Below are 16117 nucleotides of genomic sequence, written 5' to 3' on the forward strand. Positions count from 1 at the left end.
ATGGCGGACACCATAACCCCTCACGGCAGGCCTGCTTCCGGCGTAGCGTGGAAGCGGTCCGTCCACCCAGGGAGGTGCTGGGATGGCCGTCATACCCACCCTGAAAACCGTGGGACAGATGCGCCAGGGAGACCACCTGTTCCTCGGCTACGACACCGACGAGGAACGCGAGACCGTCCTCGCCGTGTTCCTGCTCGACGGGCTGGCCAGCGGGCAGCGCGGACTCCTGCTGCCGCCCGCCGACATCCCCGGCGGGGTCGCCCTGTCCTTCCTGGAGGCGCACGGCTGCCGGGTCGACGAGGAACTCGCGGACGGCCGGCTGTGCGTAGACCCGCACCTCGCCGGGCCCGAGGGGCTGTGGGACCTGGACGAGCTGATCCGCCGCGAGGCGCGCCGCGCCGTCGGTGACGGCTTCCTCGGCCTGCGCGTGTGCACGGAGATCCTGCGCGCGCAGGCCGGCAAGGAACTCAAGACGCTGCACGACAGCGAGCTGCTGCTCGACCCCGTGTTCTCCTCGCTGCCGGTCCTCGGCATCTGCCAGTACGACCGCCGGATCTTCGACGAGACGGAACTCGTCCCGCTCGCCGGCCTGCACCACGGCCGGGTGGGCGCCGACGACGTGTGGCGCGACGACCTCCTCACCATCACCCGCACCTTCGCACCCCCCGGCCTCGCCCTGGCGGGAGAGGTCGACGACACGAACGTCACCGCCGTCGCCCGCGCCCTGCACGCCGAGACGTCCCGCGCCCGGGCCCGCACCGCCAACGGCGCCCGCACCCACCTCGACCTGCACGAGCTGCGGTTCATCGACGTAGGCGCACTGCGCCTGCTGGTGTTCACGGCGCTCAGCTTGTACGCGGCGGGCGGCACCCTCGAACTGTCGGGCGTCGCCCCGCACGTCCAGCGGGTGATGCGGGTGACCGGCTGGGACCGCGTCCCGGGCCTGCACATCGAGCCGGAAGGACCGGAAGCACCGGACGGCCCGGCAGGACCGGAAGGAGAAAGGCCGTGACCGGGCTCGTCCACCAGGCGCTGCGCTACGGCGCGGACGACCAGTTCCTCGACCCGGCCGCCCCATTCACCAGCGGCCGCACGGCCGCTGTCCGCCGCGCCCTCACCGCGTACGCCCGCCGCCTGGGGCTGCCCGAGCAGCGGACGTACGACCTGGTGGCAGCCGTGCAGGAGACCGTCGTCAACGTCGTGCGCCACGGCGGCGGACACGGTGTCGTACGGCTGCACAGCGACCGCGAGCACGTGATCTGCGAGGTCCTCGACGACGGCGCGCGCTCCTTGGCGGCCCACCCGTCGTTCCCAGGCCACCTGCCGCCCAAGCCGGATGCCGCCGGCGGTCACGGACTGTGGCTGGTACGGCAGTTGAGCGGCCTGGCCGCCGACGACCTCGACTCGTCGGGCTTCGTCGTACGGCTGTACTTCCGGCGGCCGGGACACGGTCAGCCCGCCGCGGGCAGCGTGAACTCATAGACCAGGGCGCCCGGTTGGGCGTCCACGACCAGGTCGGTGATCTCCAGCGGCCGCGCGTACTGGTCGTGCACGCGCCGGGTGACCCGCACCGAGGGCGTGTCGGCGAGGCGGGTGATGGAATCCCGGTGATGCAGGGTCAGGCCCGCCTTGCGCATCCAGTCGTAGGCGCGGCTCAGCTGCGCCGAGGCGGCGCCGTCGGCCCGGTCACGGTAACGGGCCAGCTCCTCGACCTCGGAGAGCGCCACGGCGGAGAAGGACGTGACCGCGCTACGGCGCCCCCGGCCGTCGGCACCGGCCGACTCGTAGCGGTGCACGAGGGTCGGGCGGTGCGGGGCGAGCCCGAGGGCCTCGGCGTGCTCCGGCGGGGGAGTCTCCCAGGTCACCCTGGTCCGGTCGACGGCACCGGGGTCCGCGGCCCGGGCGCCGACCGGGAAGGTCGACGAGGGGGCGGTCTCGACCGGCAGCCCGGGCAGCGTGGCGTGACTGCCCCGCCGGTCGGTGGCGACCAGACCGTCCCGGCGCAGCACCTCCAGCGCCTGTCGGACCGTCTCCCTGCTGACACCGAAATGACCGGCCAACTGCCGTTCGCCCGGCAGCCGTTCACCCGGCGGGACGGAGCCGTCGCGCAGCTCGCCGAGCAGCTGCTGCGCGACGCGCCAGTACAGCGGCTCTCCATCGGTGCGGGTGTGGTCGTGCGGGGTGGTGCGGGCCATGCCGCGCCTCCTGTTGGTGACGTACCGTAGCCGTGCGGGCTCGTTGCGCCACCAGATCTAGCATTGGTCTAAACCACGAGGGAAGGCCGGCCTGCGGGTTCGGCCGAAACCGGCCCGCCCCGATCGCCGCTCACAGCGCGCTGTACAGGGCGTCGACGAGGGCCATCTTCCGTGGGTCGTCCGCGATATGAGGCCCCATACGGTTCATCACATAGCCCAGGGACACTCCCGCCTCCGGGTCGGCGAGGCCGCAGGAGCCGCCGAAGCCGTCGTGTCCGAAAGCCCGCGGGTTGGGGCCGTACGAGCCGTTGGGGCCGCTCAGCCACAGGCCGAGCCCGACCTCCGTCTCGTGCTCGAAACCGGCGCCGAGCACCAGGTCCCGGCAGCTGCCCTGCCCCTCACGTACCCGCTCGGCCGCCGCGGCGGACAGGATGCGGTGGCCGTCGTACGAACCCCGGCCCGCGAAGATCCCGTAGAGCGCGGCGACCGCCCGCGCCGTGCCGTGCCCGTTCGCGGCCGGGATCTCGGCGGCCCGCCATCCGGGCGTGTTGGCCTCGGTCGCGCCCACCAGCGGATTGGCCAGCGCCAGGGGAGTCAACTGGCTGAAGATCGCCGCCTGTTCGCTGCTCGACGCGGCAGGCGGATGCACCAGTTCGGCCGCCCGCCCGGCCTCCTTCTCCGGCAGCCCGACGGTGAAGTCGATCCCGAGCGGCCCGGTCACCTCCCGTTCGAGGAACGCCCCCGGCAGCAGCCCCGAGATGCGCCGCACGACCTCCCCGACCAGGAAGCCATAGGTGATCGCGTGATAGCCGGACCGTGTCCCCGGCTCCCACCAGGGCTCCGTCGCCGCTAGCCGCCGCGTCGTCAACTCCCAGTCGTAGAGCTGCTCCAGCGAGTGCGGCTCCCGCGGCCCGGACAGCCCCGCCCGGTGCGACAGCAGATGGCGTACGAGGATCCCGTCCTTGCCGGCCGCGGCGAACTCGGGCCAGTACGCGGCCACCGGCGCGTCGAGGTCGAGCAGCCCCCGGTCGGCGAGGATGTGCGCGCACAGCGCGACCGGGCCCTTCGTGGTCGACCACACGTTGACGAGCGTGTCCCGCTCCCAGGGTCGGGTGCGGGCCGCGTCGGCCCACCCGCCCCACAGATCGACCACGACCTCGCCGCCGACGCTCACGGCGACCGCGGCACCCAGCTCAGCCCGCTCCCGGAAGTTCTCCTCCAGTGCCGTGCGCACCGCCGCGAACCGCTCGTCGCAGTAACCGTGCACCTCTGGCTCGCGCTCCGCCATGGGGTCCTCCGTCGTCCGCCCGAAACCCGGGCCGCGACGCTGCGACCCGGGCAGTCCCGAACGTACCGACTGGTCGGACTGGAGGGAAGTCCGGAGGCGGAAGAGCTTCCGGACCTCCGGCTTCGCGCGGAGCCCGTCAGACGTACGACCGCAGCCAGTCCAGCTTGGCCGCCTCCTGGTAGGGGCCGCCGCCCTCGTGGTCGTTGAAGTCGTACACCTCGATCGTCTTGTCGTCGTGCGCCCAGGCGTTGAAAGCCGCGAAGACGGTCGACGGCGGGCAGGTCTGGTCCTCCAGGGCCGCCGAGAACAAGGCGGGGGCGCGGCCGCGCGAGGCGAAGTGCACCCCGTCGAAGTAGGACAGGGTGCGCAGGGCGTCCGCGGTCCGGCCGCGGTGGGTCTTGAGGTAGAGGCCGATCTCGCGGTACGGGTGGCGGTCCGTGCTGGTTGCGGCGCGCGGGTAGTCGCACAGGAACGGCACGTCCGGCGCGATCGCCGTCAGGTCCGGGACCAGACCGCCCACGGCGATGGTGATGCCGCCGCCCTGGCTGGCGCCGAGGGCGACCGTGCGGGAGGCGTCGGTCAGCGGGTGCGAGCGGGCCGCCTCGACGGCACGCACCGCGTCCGTGAACACCCGGCGGTAGTAGTAGTTCTCGGGCGCGTCGATGCCGCGGGTCATGAAACCGGGGTAGGCGGGCGCGCCGCCCACCGGGTCCGCCGTGCCGCCGCCCCCGCCCCACGCGCTGCCCTGCCCGCGCGTGTCCATCACGAAGTGCGCCCGGCCGGTGGACGCCCACAGCAGATGCTCGTGCGGCAGGCCGCGCCCGCCGCCGTAGCCGACGAACTCCACGACCAGCGGTATCGGCTCCTCGGCCGAGGCGGGCAGCGTCAGCCAGCCCTTCACCGGGTGCCCGCCGAAGCCTGCGAACGTCACGTCGAACACCCGGACCGTCGTGAGGCCGGTGTCGACCGGTTCGAAACGGGCGTCCAGGTCGTGCTCGCGGGCCTCCTGGAGGGTCTTGGACCAGAACGCGTCGAAACCCTCGGGTTCGGTGGACTCGCTGCGGTACTCGCGCAGCTCGTCGAGAGGGAGGTCGAACAGGGCCATGTAGGACCGCCTTTGCGATGGGACGAAGGATCAGGTACGGATGATCACACCGTACGTGGGTCCTCCGACGAATCGCCAGGTCTTTCCAGCCGTACCTGTCTACGATACGGCCCATGTCGTCACCCGTGGATCTGCTGGTCAAGGACGCCGGAGTGCTGGTCGTGGCAGGGGACCACGAGATCCCCGGCGGCTGGGTGGCCGTAACGAATGGTCGGGTCACCGCCGTGGGCGCCGCCGGGACCGAGCCCGAGGCCCTTACGACCGTCTCCGCGGCCGGACGGCTGGTCACCCCGGGCCTGGACGTCACGCCGCCCCGCGCCGAGGCCGTCGAGGAGCCGCAGTCCGGCTCCGAGGAGTGCGGGCACCACATGCAGCTGCAGCTGCAGCTCGTCGACGAGTCCCTCCCTGAGGTACTGCCGCACCGTCCTCGCCCCGCCGGCGATGTCGACGTTCCCGCCGCCGGCGACGGCTCTCGCCAGGTCCGCGGTCACGGTCACGATGGGGTGCTCCGGGGTCGTGGGATGTGCTGCCTTCAGCCTCACGTCGATCGGGAGGCGGCGCATTCGACATCCCGCCCCGGATCCCCGTCCCGGTTCACGCCTTACGTCGTGTCCACTGCGGCTCGGTCCGCGCCCATTCCCGCTCCCACTCCACCAGCCGGCGGCCGGTGGACACGCGGCGCACTACGGCGTTCGCGAGGAGCACCACGCCCACCGCGCCGCCCGTGGCGGTGATGCCGATGGTCACCGTGTGCTGCCAGACCGCCGTCTCGCCCGGCGGTGGGGCTACGGTCCTGCCCCGGGAGTCGAGCCAGACGTCCACCGTGTCGCCGTGCTGCGTGCCCGCCGGGACGCGCGCGTTCGTGGTGTGCGTGCCGGTCACGGGATCCTTCCACCGCACGTCCACGCGGTACGAGTGCTCCCGGCCACCCTCCACCGTGGGCAGCGTGTCGGGGGTCTTGCCGACGACCTCGGCCCGGACGCGGTGGCGTTCGGCGCGCTCCGCCGTGGCGCTGCCCCGCGCCTCGTCATGGGCCCACGAACCCGCGAGGGCCCCCGCCAGCGGGGCGCCCACCAACAGCAGGACGGCGACGATCAGCGCCGTCCACGCCTCCACCACATCCGAGTGGCGCCGCAGCGGATTGCGCCGCCAGCGCCAGCCGTGCACTCGGGTTCGCATCCCGACCTCCTCGCCGTCACCGGAGCCGGAGGGGCCGTACCGTGTTTGCTTCGTATTGTCCCTCCCCACCACCTGTGCGCGCGAGTGCCCAGGAAAAGCGCATACCCAGCAAGCCGCCGCGAGGACATCGGAACGAGGCCGCGAGGAGGCCGTGACGCCCGCTCGTCAGCCGAAGCGTTCGATCCGGATCCGCTGCACGGGCTGGCCGGCCTCGACGAGCAGGCGCGAGGCATGCTCGGCGAAGGCGTTCGAGCCGCACACATAGGCCTCCCACCCACCGGGAGGCTGCTCGGCCAGGAGTGGCGCCACATGTGCGGCCGCCATACGTCCTACGGGCACACCCGCCGGTGCGCTCCGCGTGTACACGGGCGTCGTCTCCGCGCCGAACTCCCGTGCGTAGATCAGCTCTTCGGGACTGCGCGCGGACACCACGAGCCGAAGCGGAACGTCGAGATCCCGTGCCCGGTGGTGGCGCACCATCGACATCAGCGGCACGACACCCGAGCCGGCGCCGATCAGCAGCGCGGGACGGTCGCCCGGCCAGGCGAAGAAGCCGCTCAGCGGGCCACGCACCTCCACCTGGTCGCCCGGCTCGGCCACGTCGTGGAACCAGCCCGAGACCTCGCCGCCCTCGACGTGATCCAGAGTCAGCTCGATGTGACCCGGGTCGTCGGGAGCGGACGCGATCGAATAGTGGCGCTGGGCCACATATCCGTCCTCCGCGGTCAGCCGCAGCATCAGGTGCTGACCGGGCAGATGCCCCGCCCAGGCGGGCACCGAGAACCGGAAGGTGGAGGCGTACGCGGTCTCGCGGCGGACCTCGGTCAGTGTGGCCGTCTGCCACACCGCGGCGGTCCGGTTGCTCACGGCGATCCGGCCGGGCACGGCGAAGCGCGTCGGGGGAGTGGCTGGAGGAGTGGCCGGGGGAGTGAACGTCTCAGTCACCGGAGTACCGCTGTTCCTGCCAGGGGTTGCCGCGCGCGTGGTAGCCGTTCTGCTCCCAGAAGCCCGGCTCGTCGTGGTCGAGGAGCCTCAGGCCCGCGATCCACTTGGCGCTCTTCCAGAAGTACAGGTGCGGCACCAGCAGCCGGGCGGGGCCGCCGTGCTCGGGTGCGAGGGGCTGCCCGTCGTACTCCCAGGCGATCCAGGCACGCCCGCCGGTCAGGTCCGTGAGCGGCAGGTTCGTGGTGTACCCGGTGTGTGAATAGGCGACGGCATGGGTGGCGGACCCATGGGGTCGCACCACATTGAGAAAGGCGTCCAGGGAGACACCCCCGAAGCGCACCCCGAACTTCGACCAACTCGTCACACAGTGGATGTCGCCCTCGTACGCCGACTCCGGCAGCTCGTGCGCCTGCTCCCAGTCCCAGGTCCGCGGCCGCTCCACGAGCCCGTCGACGCGGAAGGTCCAGTCGGCGGGCGCCAGTTCGGGCGTGACCTCCGCGGACAGGACGGGCCATTCGTCGCCCGCGTCGTACTGGCCGGGCGGCAGGCCGGGATGGTTGACGCGGGCGCGTCCGGTGAAGCCTCGGGTGACGTTCATGTGGATCCAGCGGGACGGAAGTGATTGCCTACGCATTCAACCGTACGTGCTCGTCGGCGGTGCTCCCGCCCCGGGCCGGCCCGCGATCATTAAGGGCGTATGAAGGCTCCGGCGACCGGGGAATAGCCGGACCTCGATCCTCCTTGCCGTCTGTTGCCGGAACCGGTGCCCCGTACAACCGGTGAGCGGCGCGGCAGCGAAGGAGAGTGGGAGCAGATGCCCAAGGCGTACGTCTTCACGCGCTACGGCGGACCGGAGGCCGAGGCCCTTGTCGACGTGGACCGGCCGAGCCCCGGCCCCGGTCAGGTGCTCGTCGCGGTGCGTGCCGCGGGCGTGAACCCCGTCGACTGGAAACAGCGCACTGGCTACCGCCGCCCGGGCGAGAGCGGCGAACGCGACTTCCCGGCCTACTTCGGCAACGAGGTCTCCGGTGTGGTGGAGGAGATCGGTGAGGGAGTCGAGGGATTCTCCGTCGGGGACGCCGTCTTCGGCCACCCCGTCGTCGGCGGGTACTCCGAGTACGCGCTGCTGTCGGTCGACCTGATCGCCTCCAAGCCGGCCGCGCTGTCCTTCGCCGACGCCGCGACCCTGCCCGTCGCGGCCGTGACGGCGTACGACGGAATCCGCCAGCTGGATCTGCCGGCAGACGCGACCGTGCTGGTGACCGGCGCGGGCGGCGGGGTCGGTGTCGCGGCCGTACAGATCGCCCGCGCCCGCGGCCTGCGCGTCGTCGGGGTGGCCGGTGCCGCCAAGCAGGACCTCGTCGAATCGCTCGGCGGGGTGCACGTCCTGTCCGGCCCGGGCTGGACCGAGCGGGTACCGGGCGGTGTCGACGGCGTGTACGACCTGGTGGGCGGCGACGTCCTCCAGGAGGCGGCGACGCTGCTCACCGACCGCACCAGACTCATCACGGCCGGGGCCCCGCCCGAGGTGGTGGAGAAGCTGGGCGGCGCCCGCGTCGCACGGGTGCGCAGCTCCGACCGGCTCGCCGCGGTTGCCGAGCTAGTGGTGAACGGCGACCTGGACCCGCAGGTGACGCAGACCTTCCCGCTGGCGCGGGCCGGCGAGGCGCTGCGTACCGTCGAGGAGGGCCATGCCCGCGGCAAGATCGTGATCGAGGTCGCGATATGAGCGACAGCACACCCCACGTCCTCGACAACCCCGCCCGCGCCGCGCTGACCGGCCCGCACGCCCACTTCGCCGAGCGGCGCGGCCGGGTGCTGCGCTACCCCGTCGACGTGACGCCGTGGCTGGCGCTGCCCGACGAGCTCGACGACGAGGACTGGGCCGATCTCGCGGCACTCGCCGGCCCCGGCGCCGAGGTCCCGCTCCTCGGATTCCGGGGCGAGCTTCCTGCGGGCTGGGAGATCACCTTCCGGATCGAGGGCGTGCAGTTCGTCGACGACGGCCTGGCCGCCGCGCCGGACCCGGAGGCCGTCGTTCTCGGCCCCGCCGACGTCCCCGAGATGCTCGGCCTGGTCGCGCGGACCCAGCCCGGCCCCTTTCTGCCACGCACCGTCGAACTCGGCACCTACCTGGGTATTCGCCGCGGCGGCGCCCTCGTCGCCATGGCGGGGGAGCGGCTGCACCCGCCCGGCTGGACCGAGATCAGCGCCGTCTGCACCGACCCCGCCGCCCGCGGCGAGGGCCTTGCGACCCGGCTGATCCTCGCCGTCGCCCACGGCATCCGCGAGCGCGGCGAAACGCCGTTCCTGCACACCGGCGCAGGCAACACCAACGCCATCCGCCTCTACGAGTCCCTCGGCTTCCGCCTGCGCCGCACCACGGTGTTCGGCGCGGCCCGCGTCCCCGAACACCACGCGGACGAGCGGGCGGTGGCCGTCCACTAGCCAATCCTCGTCCTGTCGTAGCGTCGTCCCCTCGTTGGCTAGTGCCGCAACAGGCAACGTTCGCCCCGTCGCGACGCCCGGCACGCACTCTCACCGCACCGGCCGAAAGCCCAAGTACGTCCAGTACGAGGACTTCCGGCCGGCACGCCGAGAGCACGCACCGGACGCCGCTCCTTGACGGGCAAACGTTCCCTGCCGCGGCTCTAGTCCTCGTCCGAGGGGCGCGCCCACGCGTTGTAGCGCACGAGACAGTCGGCGAACCGCTCCAGATCCTCGCTGGGCCAGTCCGCCAGCCGCTCGCGGAAGGCCGCCCGGCGGCTGTCGGTGACCTGGGCGAGGATCTGGCGCCCGGCGTCGGTCAGGTGCAGGACCTGGACGCGATGGTCGTCCGGGTCCAGGCGCCGCTCGATGAGCCGGGCCCGTTCGAGCGCCGACACCTGACGGCTGACCGTGGACTTGTCCAGGGCGTAGTGCGCCGCCAGATCGGTCGCCCGGCAGCCACCGCTCTCCTCCAGGTGCCCGAGCAGCGTGTACGAGACCAGCGACAGCTCGGGGTGCATACGGCCCGCCGAGGCGCGGGCGCGCCGCGCGAAGACCGTCATCTCCCGCTGGATCGTCTCCACGGCCTCGTCTTCCTCCACCAGACCTCCCTCACGTCCCACCGGACCTCCCTGTGGTTCCACCGACGGTTTGGTTGTATAGTACAACTTGAGTGAGAGTTGTATAAGCCAACCATCTGGAGGTTGTGAGCGATGAGGTCGCCGTCCCTGCGCCATGTGATCACGCACCTGATCACCCCACTGCTGATGTGCCTCGGCATGGGACTCGCGTACATGGGGGCGTTCGTGACGCCGGAGCCCCACCACCTGCCGGTCGCCGTCGTCGGTTCCGGCCCGCAGGCGAAGGTGTTCGCGCAGACCGTCAAGGACGAGGCGGGGGACAAGCTCGACGTGCGTACGGTCGCCACCCGCTCCGAGGCCGTCGACCTCCTCAATTCCCGTGACATCACGGGCGCCTACGTGCCCGGCGCGAGGGCGCCGGAGCTCGTGGTCGCCTCCGCCGCCTCCGACATGGACGCCACGGCGGTCGAAAAGGTCTTCACGCCCGTCGCCGCCGCGCAGGGCGTCGCGCTGAAGGTCACCGACGTGGCCGCACCGGTCGACGACGACCCCACCGGGCAGGGCCTGTTCTTCCTGCTGATCGCGCTGAGCATCGGCTCCTACGCCTCCGTCGCCGCGCTCGGCGCCGCCGGCGGCACCCTGCCGATGCGTATGCGCGCCCTGCTGGCGCTCGGCGTCTCCGCCGTCGTCAGCGGCATCGGCGCGCTGCTCGCCGGGCCCGTCTTCCACCTCGCCCACCACGACCTCGCGCAGCTGTGGGGCATGGCCTGGCTCTACTCCGCGGGCATCCTCTTCGTCGGCGTGGGCCTGCACACGTTCCTCAAGCGCTGGACCACCCTCGCCATGATGGTGCTGTTCGTGATGCTCAACTTCACCAGCTCCGGCGGGTTGTTCCGCCCCGACCTGCAGAACGGCTTCTTCGGCACCCTCCACGCCTTCTGGAACGGCGCCGGATTCGTCGAGGGCGCCCGCAGCCTCCTGTACTTCGGCAGCGACGGCCTGTCCCGCAACGTGGGGACGCTGGCGGCCTGGCTGCTGCTCGGCCTCGTGATCACGGCGATCGCCGCCGTACGTGAGCGGGCGAAGGTGCCCGCGCCCGCCGCCGCGCCGGTACGCGCGGACCGTCAGGAGGCCGAGGAGGAGCAGGTCGAGGAAGAGGCCGAGGAAGAGGTCGAGGAGACCGTCGGCGTCTGAGCGTTGGGGTAATGTGGCCGTCCGGCCGCGGACTGTCCCGGCCTTCGCAGACCGAGGAGGTGAGACCCATTACCGCTGTGTCAGGTCGGGTGCTCTCTCCTCGAGTCGACGTGGGTCGCCGGTAGGCGACAGCGAGAGCGCCCTTCGCATCACCGAAAGGCTCTCGGCCTCCATGCCCTCACGTTCTCCTGCTTCCTCTGCTTCCTCTGCTTCCTCTGCTTCCTCTGCTTCTCCTTCCTCTCCCTCTGCTCCCCCTGCTCCCTCTTTGTCCTCCTCCCCGGCCACGCCCGACGTCCGTGCCCGCGTCGTCGCCGAGTTGCGCGCCGCGGGCTGTGTCTTCGCGGAGGACGAGGCGGAGTTGATCCTGGCCACCGCCGGCACGCCCGCGGAACTGGCCGCCATGGTCGACCGCCGAGTCACCGGGCTGCCTCTCGAACTCGTCGTCGGCTGGGCCGAGTTCAGAGGGCTGCGCATCGCCGTGGAACCCGGCGTCTTCGTGCCGCGCCGCCGCACCGAGTTCCTCGTCGACCAGGCCCTCGCCCAGGTTCCGGACGCCTCAGTCGTGGTGGACCTGTGCTGCGGCTCGGGCGCGGTCGGCGCCGCTCTGGCCGCCGGGCTCGGCCAGGTGGAACTGCACGCCGCCGACATCGACCCGGCAGCGGTGCGCTGCGCCCGCCGCAATATTGGCGCGGTCGGCGGCCAGGTGCACGAGGGCGACCTGTTCGCGGCGCTGCCCGGCGATCTGCGCGGCCGGATCGCCATCCTCGCGGCCAATGTGCCCTACGTCCCCACGAGCGAGGTCGGCCTGCTGCCCGCGGAAGCCCGCGACCACGAACCGCTGGTCGCGCTCGACGGCGGTGCGGACGGACTCGACGTCCTGCGCCGGGTCGCCGCCGAGGCGCCCCGCTGGCTCGCCCCCGGCGGCTGCCTCCTGGTCGAGACGAGCGAACGGCAGGCCACCGCGGCCCTCGACGCCTTCACCGGCAGTGGGTTGAGGGCACGTCTGGCGGTCTCCGAGGAGCTGTACGCCAACGTCGTGATCGGCGTCGGACCGTAGACCCGTAGGACCGGTCCGCGGTACCGGCAGCGGCGTCAGGTCGTGGCGCCGCTGCCCGACTGGCTCGGCGACGGTGCGTGGTCGCGCCAGTCCCTGTTGCCCGGGCCCGGGAACCTGTTGTGCCGGTGGCCGCCCGGCCCCCAGCCGTCCCAGGTGCCCGAGAGCGCGCGCGTCGCGGTCCTGGTGCCGTCGTCGGAGCGGGTGCCGACGAGGAGAGCCGTCTCGCCCTTCTTGAGGTCGCCGGTGCCGGAACCCTTCGTGCCGTCCCGGAACACGGTGGTGTCGGAGTTCACGGTCCAAGTCCACGCGGCGCCGTCGTCGCTCTTGACGGTGACCTGGTCGCCGGCGACCTTCTCGACGGTGCCGCGCTGCCAGGTCCGTACGATCCACTTGCCCGTGTCCTGGTCCTTGACCGTCGCCTCGCCGTGCACCCCCATGCCGCCGACGCCGAACCCGAACCGGGGGCCGCCACCGTGCCGGCCGCCCGGCCCGTCCGGAGAGGCGGATCCGGACGCGGAGGGCGTGGCGCCCTGGCCCGAGCCGCCCGAGGTGGCGGCGTAGGCGACGGTGCCGCCGAGGGCGAGGACGACGACCGTGGCCGCCGCGATCACGGCGCGCGACCGGCGGGACCGCCGCCGCCAGAGCCCCGGTTCGTGGTCCGTACCGCCCGGACCCGTCATCACTTCCCAGTCGTCCGATTCGTGGGTCACCGCTCGCTCCCATCGGCCACGGCACCGGCATCCTTATGCCACGCCTCACTGTGATTGTCGGGTGTGGACGATAAGGAGCAGGTAATCAATACCTGTGAGAACCGGGCGTCCCGGTTGATCAGCCCGGTTTCTGCACCCGCGCGATGAGAAGCGCCACGTCGTCGGAGTTGTCGGGCTGGTGCAGGGTGCGCAGCAGGAGGTCACAGACCTCCTCCAGGGGGCGGTCGGGGCCTTCGAGGAGGGCCAGGAGTGCGTCCAGGCGCTCGTCGAGGGGATGCTGCCGGGTCTCCACCAGGCCGTCGGTGTAGAACACCAGGCGGTCGCCGGGTTCCAGGTCGACCGCGGTGGTCGAGAAGGCGACCCCGCCCACGCCCAGCGGCACCCCGGTGGGCAGGTCCAGCAGTTCCGGGGGACGCCCGGCGCGCAGCCTGGCCGGCGGCAGGTGCCCCGCGTTGGCGATCCGGCACTGCCGCAGCTCGGGGTCGTGGACGGCGTAGACGCAGGTGGCGATGGAGTGGTCCAGGCCATCGGTGATCTTGTCGAGGTGTTCCAGGAGCCGGGCCGGATCGAGGTCGAGGGAGGCGAGGGTGTTGGTCGCCGTGCGCAGTCGGCCCATCGTCGCGGCGGCGTTGATGCCGCTGCCCATCACGTCGCCCACCACCAGGGCCGTCTTGCCGTCGTCCAGGGGGATCACGTCGAACCAGTCACCGCCGACCTCGGCGGTGGCGCCCGCGGGCTGGTAGCGGGAGGCGACCTCCAGGCCGCCGGTCACTGACGGATGGCTGGGCAGCAGGCTGCGCTGGAGGGTGAGGGCGGTGTCGCGGGCGTTCTGGTACCAGCGGGCGTTGTCGATCTGCACCGCGGCGCGGGCCGCCAGCTCGCGGGCGAGCAGCAGGTCGTCCTCGCTGAACGGCAGCGGGTTGTGCGTGCGCTTGAGGTCGAGGGCGCCGAGCACCTCGCCCCGGGCGGTCAGCGGCACGGCCAGATAGGAGTGGACGCCCGCACGGGCCAGTAGGTCCGCCGCCTCCGGCGAGCGGGCGATGCGGGGCAGGTCCGCGCCCTCGACCTGCGCCACCATGACCGGCCGGCCGGTGCGTACGCACTCGGTGACGAGGCGGTCGGGGCCGTACCGGGCCACCTGCCCGGGTGGGTCGGCCGCCCGCAGCGCCTCCGGGGCACCCTCCGCCTGCACGGCCAGGGCCCGGATCACCGCCGGCTCCGCGGGGCCGAGGCTGCTGCGCCTGCCCGCCACCACCGCGTCCAGCAGATCGACGGCGGCGATGTCGGCGAGCTCCGGTACGGCGACGTCGGCCAGTTCGCGGGCCGTGCGGTCCAGCTCCAGCGTGGTGCCGATGCGGGCGGAGGCGTCCGCGATGACCTGGAGTCGCCGCCGCGCGGCCTCCGCCTCCACGCCCGCCCGGTGCTGTTCGGTGACGTCCACGACCGAACCGGCCAGGCCCAGGACCGTCCCGACCGCGTCGTCCAGGCGGTACAGCGAGATCGACAAGGCGTGCTCGTCGTCCGGGTCTGCCGGGGTGCGGCCGACGGTCTGCTGGTCGACCAGGGGGCGTCCGGTCCGGAGCACCTCCTGCGCGGCAGCCTCCAGGGCGTCGATGTCGAGATGCGGCAGGACCTCGCGGATCGAACGGCCGATGTGGTCCTCGGCCGACAGCCCGTTGATCTCCTCCAGCGCCGGGTTGACCGACACGTACCGCAGATCGGTGTCCAGGACGGCCAGCCCGATGGGGGACTGGGCGATCATCCGGGTGGACAGGGCCACGTCCCGCTCCAGCCGCCGTACGGTCGACCGGTCGGCGCACAGGCCCAGCGCGTAGACGTCGCCGTGGTCGTCCAGCAGCCGCATGTTGCGGAACTCCACGAGACGCGTGGTGCCGTCCTTGCGGCGGATGGGGAAGGCCCCGGCCCAGCTCTGGCCGGTGACCATGACGTCGGCGAACAGCTTGACCACCAGGTCGAGGTGCTGTTCGTGCACCATGATCCGGGCCGCGTACTCGCCGAGTGCCTCTTGGGCCGGATAGCCGAACAGTTCCTCGGCCTGCGGGCTCCACAGCACGATGCGTCCCTCGGCATCCAGGACCACCGAGGCGACGCGGAGCACGTCGAGCAGCCCGCTCGGCCGCACCGACTCCTCGCCGTCGGCCACCGGAAACCCAGGTGCACTCATTCCACGCACCGCCTTCGCCCGCTCGCGCGGCACGCCGTCCCCTGTGCCGACTCCCCATGTTCTACCGCGCTCAACCGTCCCTGTGACGACCCCGTCGCCCACCTCCACCATCCCTCAACACAGCCGGGGCCGTCCCGCCGTCGGAATCGTGACGACACTACCCGGGGCGGAGCGTCGCGGAGCCGAAAGCCTCCGTTAGGGAATTGGTCTGTACATGACCACTTGGTCGCGCCAGACTGTCCGCACTGTTCCGCGCTGTTCGGCCGAGCATGCCCACCCCCCCAACGGAGGAGCCCACCCATGCCCCTGCGCGCCCGGCAACGTTGTCAGGCGGCCCTGACCGCGGCCCTCGCCCTCGCCACCGCCGCCGTCCTGTCCGCCGCCCCGCCCGCGTCGGCCGCCGACACCTGGACCGAAGTGGGCTCCGACCGCGCCGATCCACTGACCGAGAGCCAGGGTCTGACCTCGGTCGAGGTCCCGGCCGGGAGCCCCAACCGCTACACCGGCATCGGCACCGTCCCCGCCGACGTCAGCAGACGTGGCTGGAACCACGTCGGCGACCCCGACGCCTCCTACGACGGTTACTACGTCGAGCCGTACCAGGCCGACTCGGGCAACGCGAAGATGTTCCGCGTCCAGGCGCCGAACGGCACCTGGTCCGAATACGTCCACACGCTCAGCCCCGGCGAGGCGCTGAACAACTCCTGGGTCGCGATCTCGCCCGGCGGCCAGTGGATGCTGTCCGGTGAGTACGGCACCATGAGCCGCCTGCTGGTGTTCCCGACGCCGGGGGCCAACGCGAGCACCTCCCCCTCCGCGAACCTCCCGCAGGCCTCCACCGTCAACCTCGATCACGCGGTACGCGATGTGCAGGGATGCGACTTCTCCGGCCCGACCACGCTCCTGTGCTCCTCCGACGACCCGGAGGGCTCGCTGTTCGGCATGACCAAGCCACTGCTGCAGATCGACCTGTCCGCCGAACCCAACGGCACCTCGGACGTCTTCGGCCATGTCACGGCCCTGCGGCAGCTTCCGCTGCGCAGCTCCTGCTCCGGCACGTTCGAGGTGGAGGGCATCGACTACGACCGCCGGAACGCCACCCTGCGCGTGATCGTCGTGTCGCCGGGCTTCTGCGTGCTGACGGACAGCAAGACGTACCGATTCGCACGGAGCTGAGCCTCTCGCTGGTCT

Annotated in this window: 17 protein-coding genes; 7 read left to right on the plus strand and 10 right to left on the minus strand. The window is 72.2% G+C overall.

The annotated features are described in order from the left end of the window. Positions 1–82: 82 nt before the first annotated feature. Positions 83–1012, plus strand: a complete 930-nt coding sequence (locus tag OG870_RS43925; RefSeq protein ID WP_327692105.1) for an MEDS domain-containing protein — start codon at positions 83–85, stop codon at positions 1010–1012. Further along, positions 1009–1482, plus strand: a complete 474-nt coding sequence (locus OG870_RS43930; RefSeq protein ID WP_327692106.1) for an ATP-binding protein — start codon at positions 1009–1011, stop codon at positions 1480–1482. Before OG870_RS43925 ends, OG870_RS43930 begins: the two co-directional genes overlap by 4 nt. Here OG870_RS43930 and OG870_RS43935 read toward each other — a convergent pair. The 7 genes from OG870_RS43935 to OG870_RS43965 all read right to left on the minus strand — a co-directional run bounded on the left by OG870_RS43935 (position 1452) and on the right by OG870_RS43965 (position 7310). Further along, complete coding sequence (locus tag OG870_RS43935) at positions 1452–2195, minus strand: GntR family transcriptional regulator (protein WP_266526054.1); 744 nt, start codon at positions 2193–2195, stop codon at positions 1452–1454. The two genes, OG870_RS43930 and OG870_RS43935, sit on opposite strands and share 31 nt — an antisense overlap. A 130-nt stretch (positions 2196–2325) precedes the next feature. Further along, positions 2326–3483 carry a serine hydrolase domain-containing protein gene (locus OG870_RS43940; protein ID WP_327692107.1) on the minus strand — a complete coding sequence of 386 codons (1158 nt, stop codon included), beginning with the start codon at positions 3481–3483 and terminating at the stop codon, positions 2326–2328. A gap of 136 nt (positions 3484–3619) precedes the next feature. Then, positions 3620–4588: an acetylxylan esterase gene (locus tag OG870_RS43945; RefSeq protein ID WP_266526051.1), complete on the minus strand. Its 969-nt coding sequence runs from the start codon at positions 4586–4588 to the stop codon at positions 3620–3622. A gap of 119 nt (positions 4589–4707) precedes the next feature. Further along, positions 4708–5085: a dihydrofolate reductase family protein gene (locus OG870_RS48340; protein WP_443063452.1), complete on the minus strand. Its 378-nt coding sequence runs from the start codon at positions 5083–5085 to the stop codon at positions 4708–4710. Between the two features lie 97 nt (positions 5086–5182). Further along, positions 5183–5767, minus strand: a complete 585-nt coding sequence (locus OG870_RS43955; protein ID WP_266526050.1) for an Rv1733c family protein — start codon at positions 5765–5767, stop codon at positions 5183–5185. A 165-nt stretch (positions 5768–5932) separates the two neighbouring features. Beyond that, the gene (locus OG870_RS43960; protein WP_266587450.1) at positions 5933–6712 is read right to left on the minus strand and encodes a ferredoxin reductase; all 780 of its coding nucleotides are present in this window, start codon (positions 6710–6712) and stop codon (positions 5933–5935) included. Beyond that, on the minus strand, positions 6705–7310 hold the full coding sequence (locus tag OG870_RS43965) for a sulfite oxidase-like oxidoreductase (protein WP_266526043.1): 606 nt from the start codon (positions 7308–7310) through the stop codon (positions 6705–6707). The genes OG870_RS43960 and OG870_RS43965 overlap by 8 nt, the downstream gene beginning before the upstream one ends. Positions 7311–7526: 216 nt before the next feature. Between OG870_RS43965 and OG870_RS43970 the strand changes: the two genes are divergently transcribed. Further along, positions 7527–8441 carry an NADP-dependent oxidoreductase gene (locus OG870_RS43970; RefSeq protein WP_327692108.1) on the plus strand — a complete coding sequence of 305 codons (915 nt, stop codon included), beginning with the start codon at positions 7527–7529 and terminating at the stop codon, positions 8439–8441. Next, positions 8438–9160, plus strand: a complete 723-nt coding sequence (locus OG870_RS43975; protein ID WP_266526039.1) for a GNAT family N-acetyltransferase — start codon at positions 8438–8440, stop codon at positions 9158–9160. Before OG870_RS43970 ends, OG870_RS43975 begins: the two co-directional genes overlap by 4 nt. A 203-nt stretch (positions 9161–9363) precedes the next feature. Here OG870_RS43975 and OG870_RS43980 read toward each other — a convergent pair whose 3' ends face one another. Further along, positions 9364–9762: a MarR family winged helix-turn-helix transcriptional regulator gene (locus OG870_RS43980; RefSeq protein WP_405626693.1), complete on the minus strand. Its 399-nt coding sequence runs from the start codon at positions 9760–9762 to the stop codon at positions 9364–9366. 150 nt (positions 9763–9912) lie between these two features. Here OG870_RS43980 and OG870_RS43985 point away from each other — a divergent pair, with 150 nt between their 5' ends. Both OG870_RS43985 and OG870_RS43990 read left to right on the plus strand, forming a co-directional pair. Then, positions 9913–10974 (plus strand): hypothetical protein, encoded by a 1062-nt coding sequence (locus OG870_RS43985; protein WP_266587453.1) that lies wholly within the window; start codon positions 9913–9915, stop codon positions 10972–10974. Between the two features lie 172 nt (positions 10975–11146). Continuing rightward, positions 11147–12031: a putative protein N(5)-glutamine methyltransferase gene (locus tag OG870_RS43990; RefSeq protein ID WP_443063453.1), complete on the plus strand. Its 885-nt coding sequence runs from the start codon at positions 11147–11149 to the stop codon at positions 12029–12031. Positions 12032–12066: 35 nt separating this feature from the next. Here OG870_RS43990 and OG870_RS43995 read toward each other — a convergent pair whose 3' ends face one another. Together OG870_RS43995 and OG870_RS44000 are read right to left on the minus strand one after the other, a co-directional pair. Then, complete coding sequence (locus OG870_RS43995) at positions 12067–12741, minus strand: hypothetical protein (RefSeq protein ID WP_266526032.1); 675 nt, start codon at positions 12739–12741, stop codon at positions 12067–12069. 118 nt (positions 12742–12859) lie between these two features. Next, complete coding sequence (locus OG870_RS44000; RefSeq protein WP_266526029.1) at positions 12860–14926, minus strand: SpoIIE family protein phosphatase; 2067 nt, start codon at positions 14924–14926, stop codon at positions 12860–12862. Positions 14927–15226: 300 nt separating this feature from the next. Here OG870_RS44000 and OG870_RS44005 point away from each other — a divergent pair, with 300 nt between their 5' ends. Beyond that, entirely contained in the window at positions 15227–16102 is an 876-nt protein-coding gene (locus OG870_RS44005) for a hypothetical protein (protein WP_327692110.1), read from the plus strand. Positions 16103–16117 lie beyond the last annotated feature (15 nt).

The organism is Streptomyces sp. NBC_00461 (assembly GCF_036013935.1).
Lineage (GTDB): Bacteria > Actinomycetota > Actinomycetes > Streptomycetales > Streptomycetaceae > Streptomyces.

Coding starts and splice junctions, on each gene's coding strand:
- OG870_RS43990 (WP_443063453.1), top strand. CDS start 11,147: ATGCCCTCACGTTCTCCTGCTTCCTCTGCTTCCTCTGCTTCCTCTGCT.
- OG870_RS43940 (WP_327692107.1), bottom strand. CDS start 3,483: ATGGCGGAGCGCGAGCCAGAGGTGCACGGTTACTGCGACGAGCGGTTC.
- OG870_RS43985 (WP_266587453.1), top strand. CDS start 9,913: ATGAGGTCGCCGTCCCTGCGCCATGTGATCACGCACCTGATCACCCCA.
- OG870_RS43970 (WP_327692108.1), top strand. CDS start 7,527: ATGCCCAAGGCGTACGTCTTCACGCGCTACGGCGGACCGGAGGCCGAG.
- OG870_RS43935 (WP_266526054.1), bottom strand. CDS start 2,195: ATGGCCCGCACCACCCCGCACGACCACACCCGCACCGATGGAGAGCCG.
- OG870_RS43965 (WP_266526043.1), bottom strand. CDS start 7,310: ATGAACGTCACCCGAGGCTTCACCGGACGCGCCCGCGTCAACCATCCC.
- OG870_RS43975 (WP_266526039.1), top strand. CDS start 8,438: ATGAGCGACAGCACACCCCACGTCCTCGACAACCCCGCCCGCGCCGCG.
- OG870_RS44000 (WP_266526029.1), bottom strand. CDS start 14,926: ATGAGTGCACCTGGGTTTCCGGTGGCCGACGGCGAGGAGTCGGTGCGG.
- OG870_RS43955 (WP_266526050.1), bottom strand. CDS start 5,767: ATGCGAACCCGAGTGCACGGCTGGCGCTGGCGGCGCAATCCGCTGCGG.
- OG870_RS44005 (WP_327692110.1), top strand. CDS start 15,227: ATGCCCCTGCGCGCCCGGCAACGTTGTCAGGCGGCCCTGACCGCGGCC.
- OG870_RS43925 (WP_327692105.1), top strand. CDS start 83: ATGGCCGTCATACCCACCCTGAAAACCGTGGGACAGATGCGCCAGGGA.
- OG870_RS43945 (WP_266526051.1), bottom strand. CDS start 4,588: ATGGCCCTGTTCGACCTCCCTCTCGACGAGCTGCGCGAGTACCGCAGC.
- OG870_RS43980 (WP_405626693.1), bottom strand. CDS start 9,762: ATGACGGTCTTCGCGCGGCGCGCCCGCGCCTCGGCGGGCCGTATGCAC.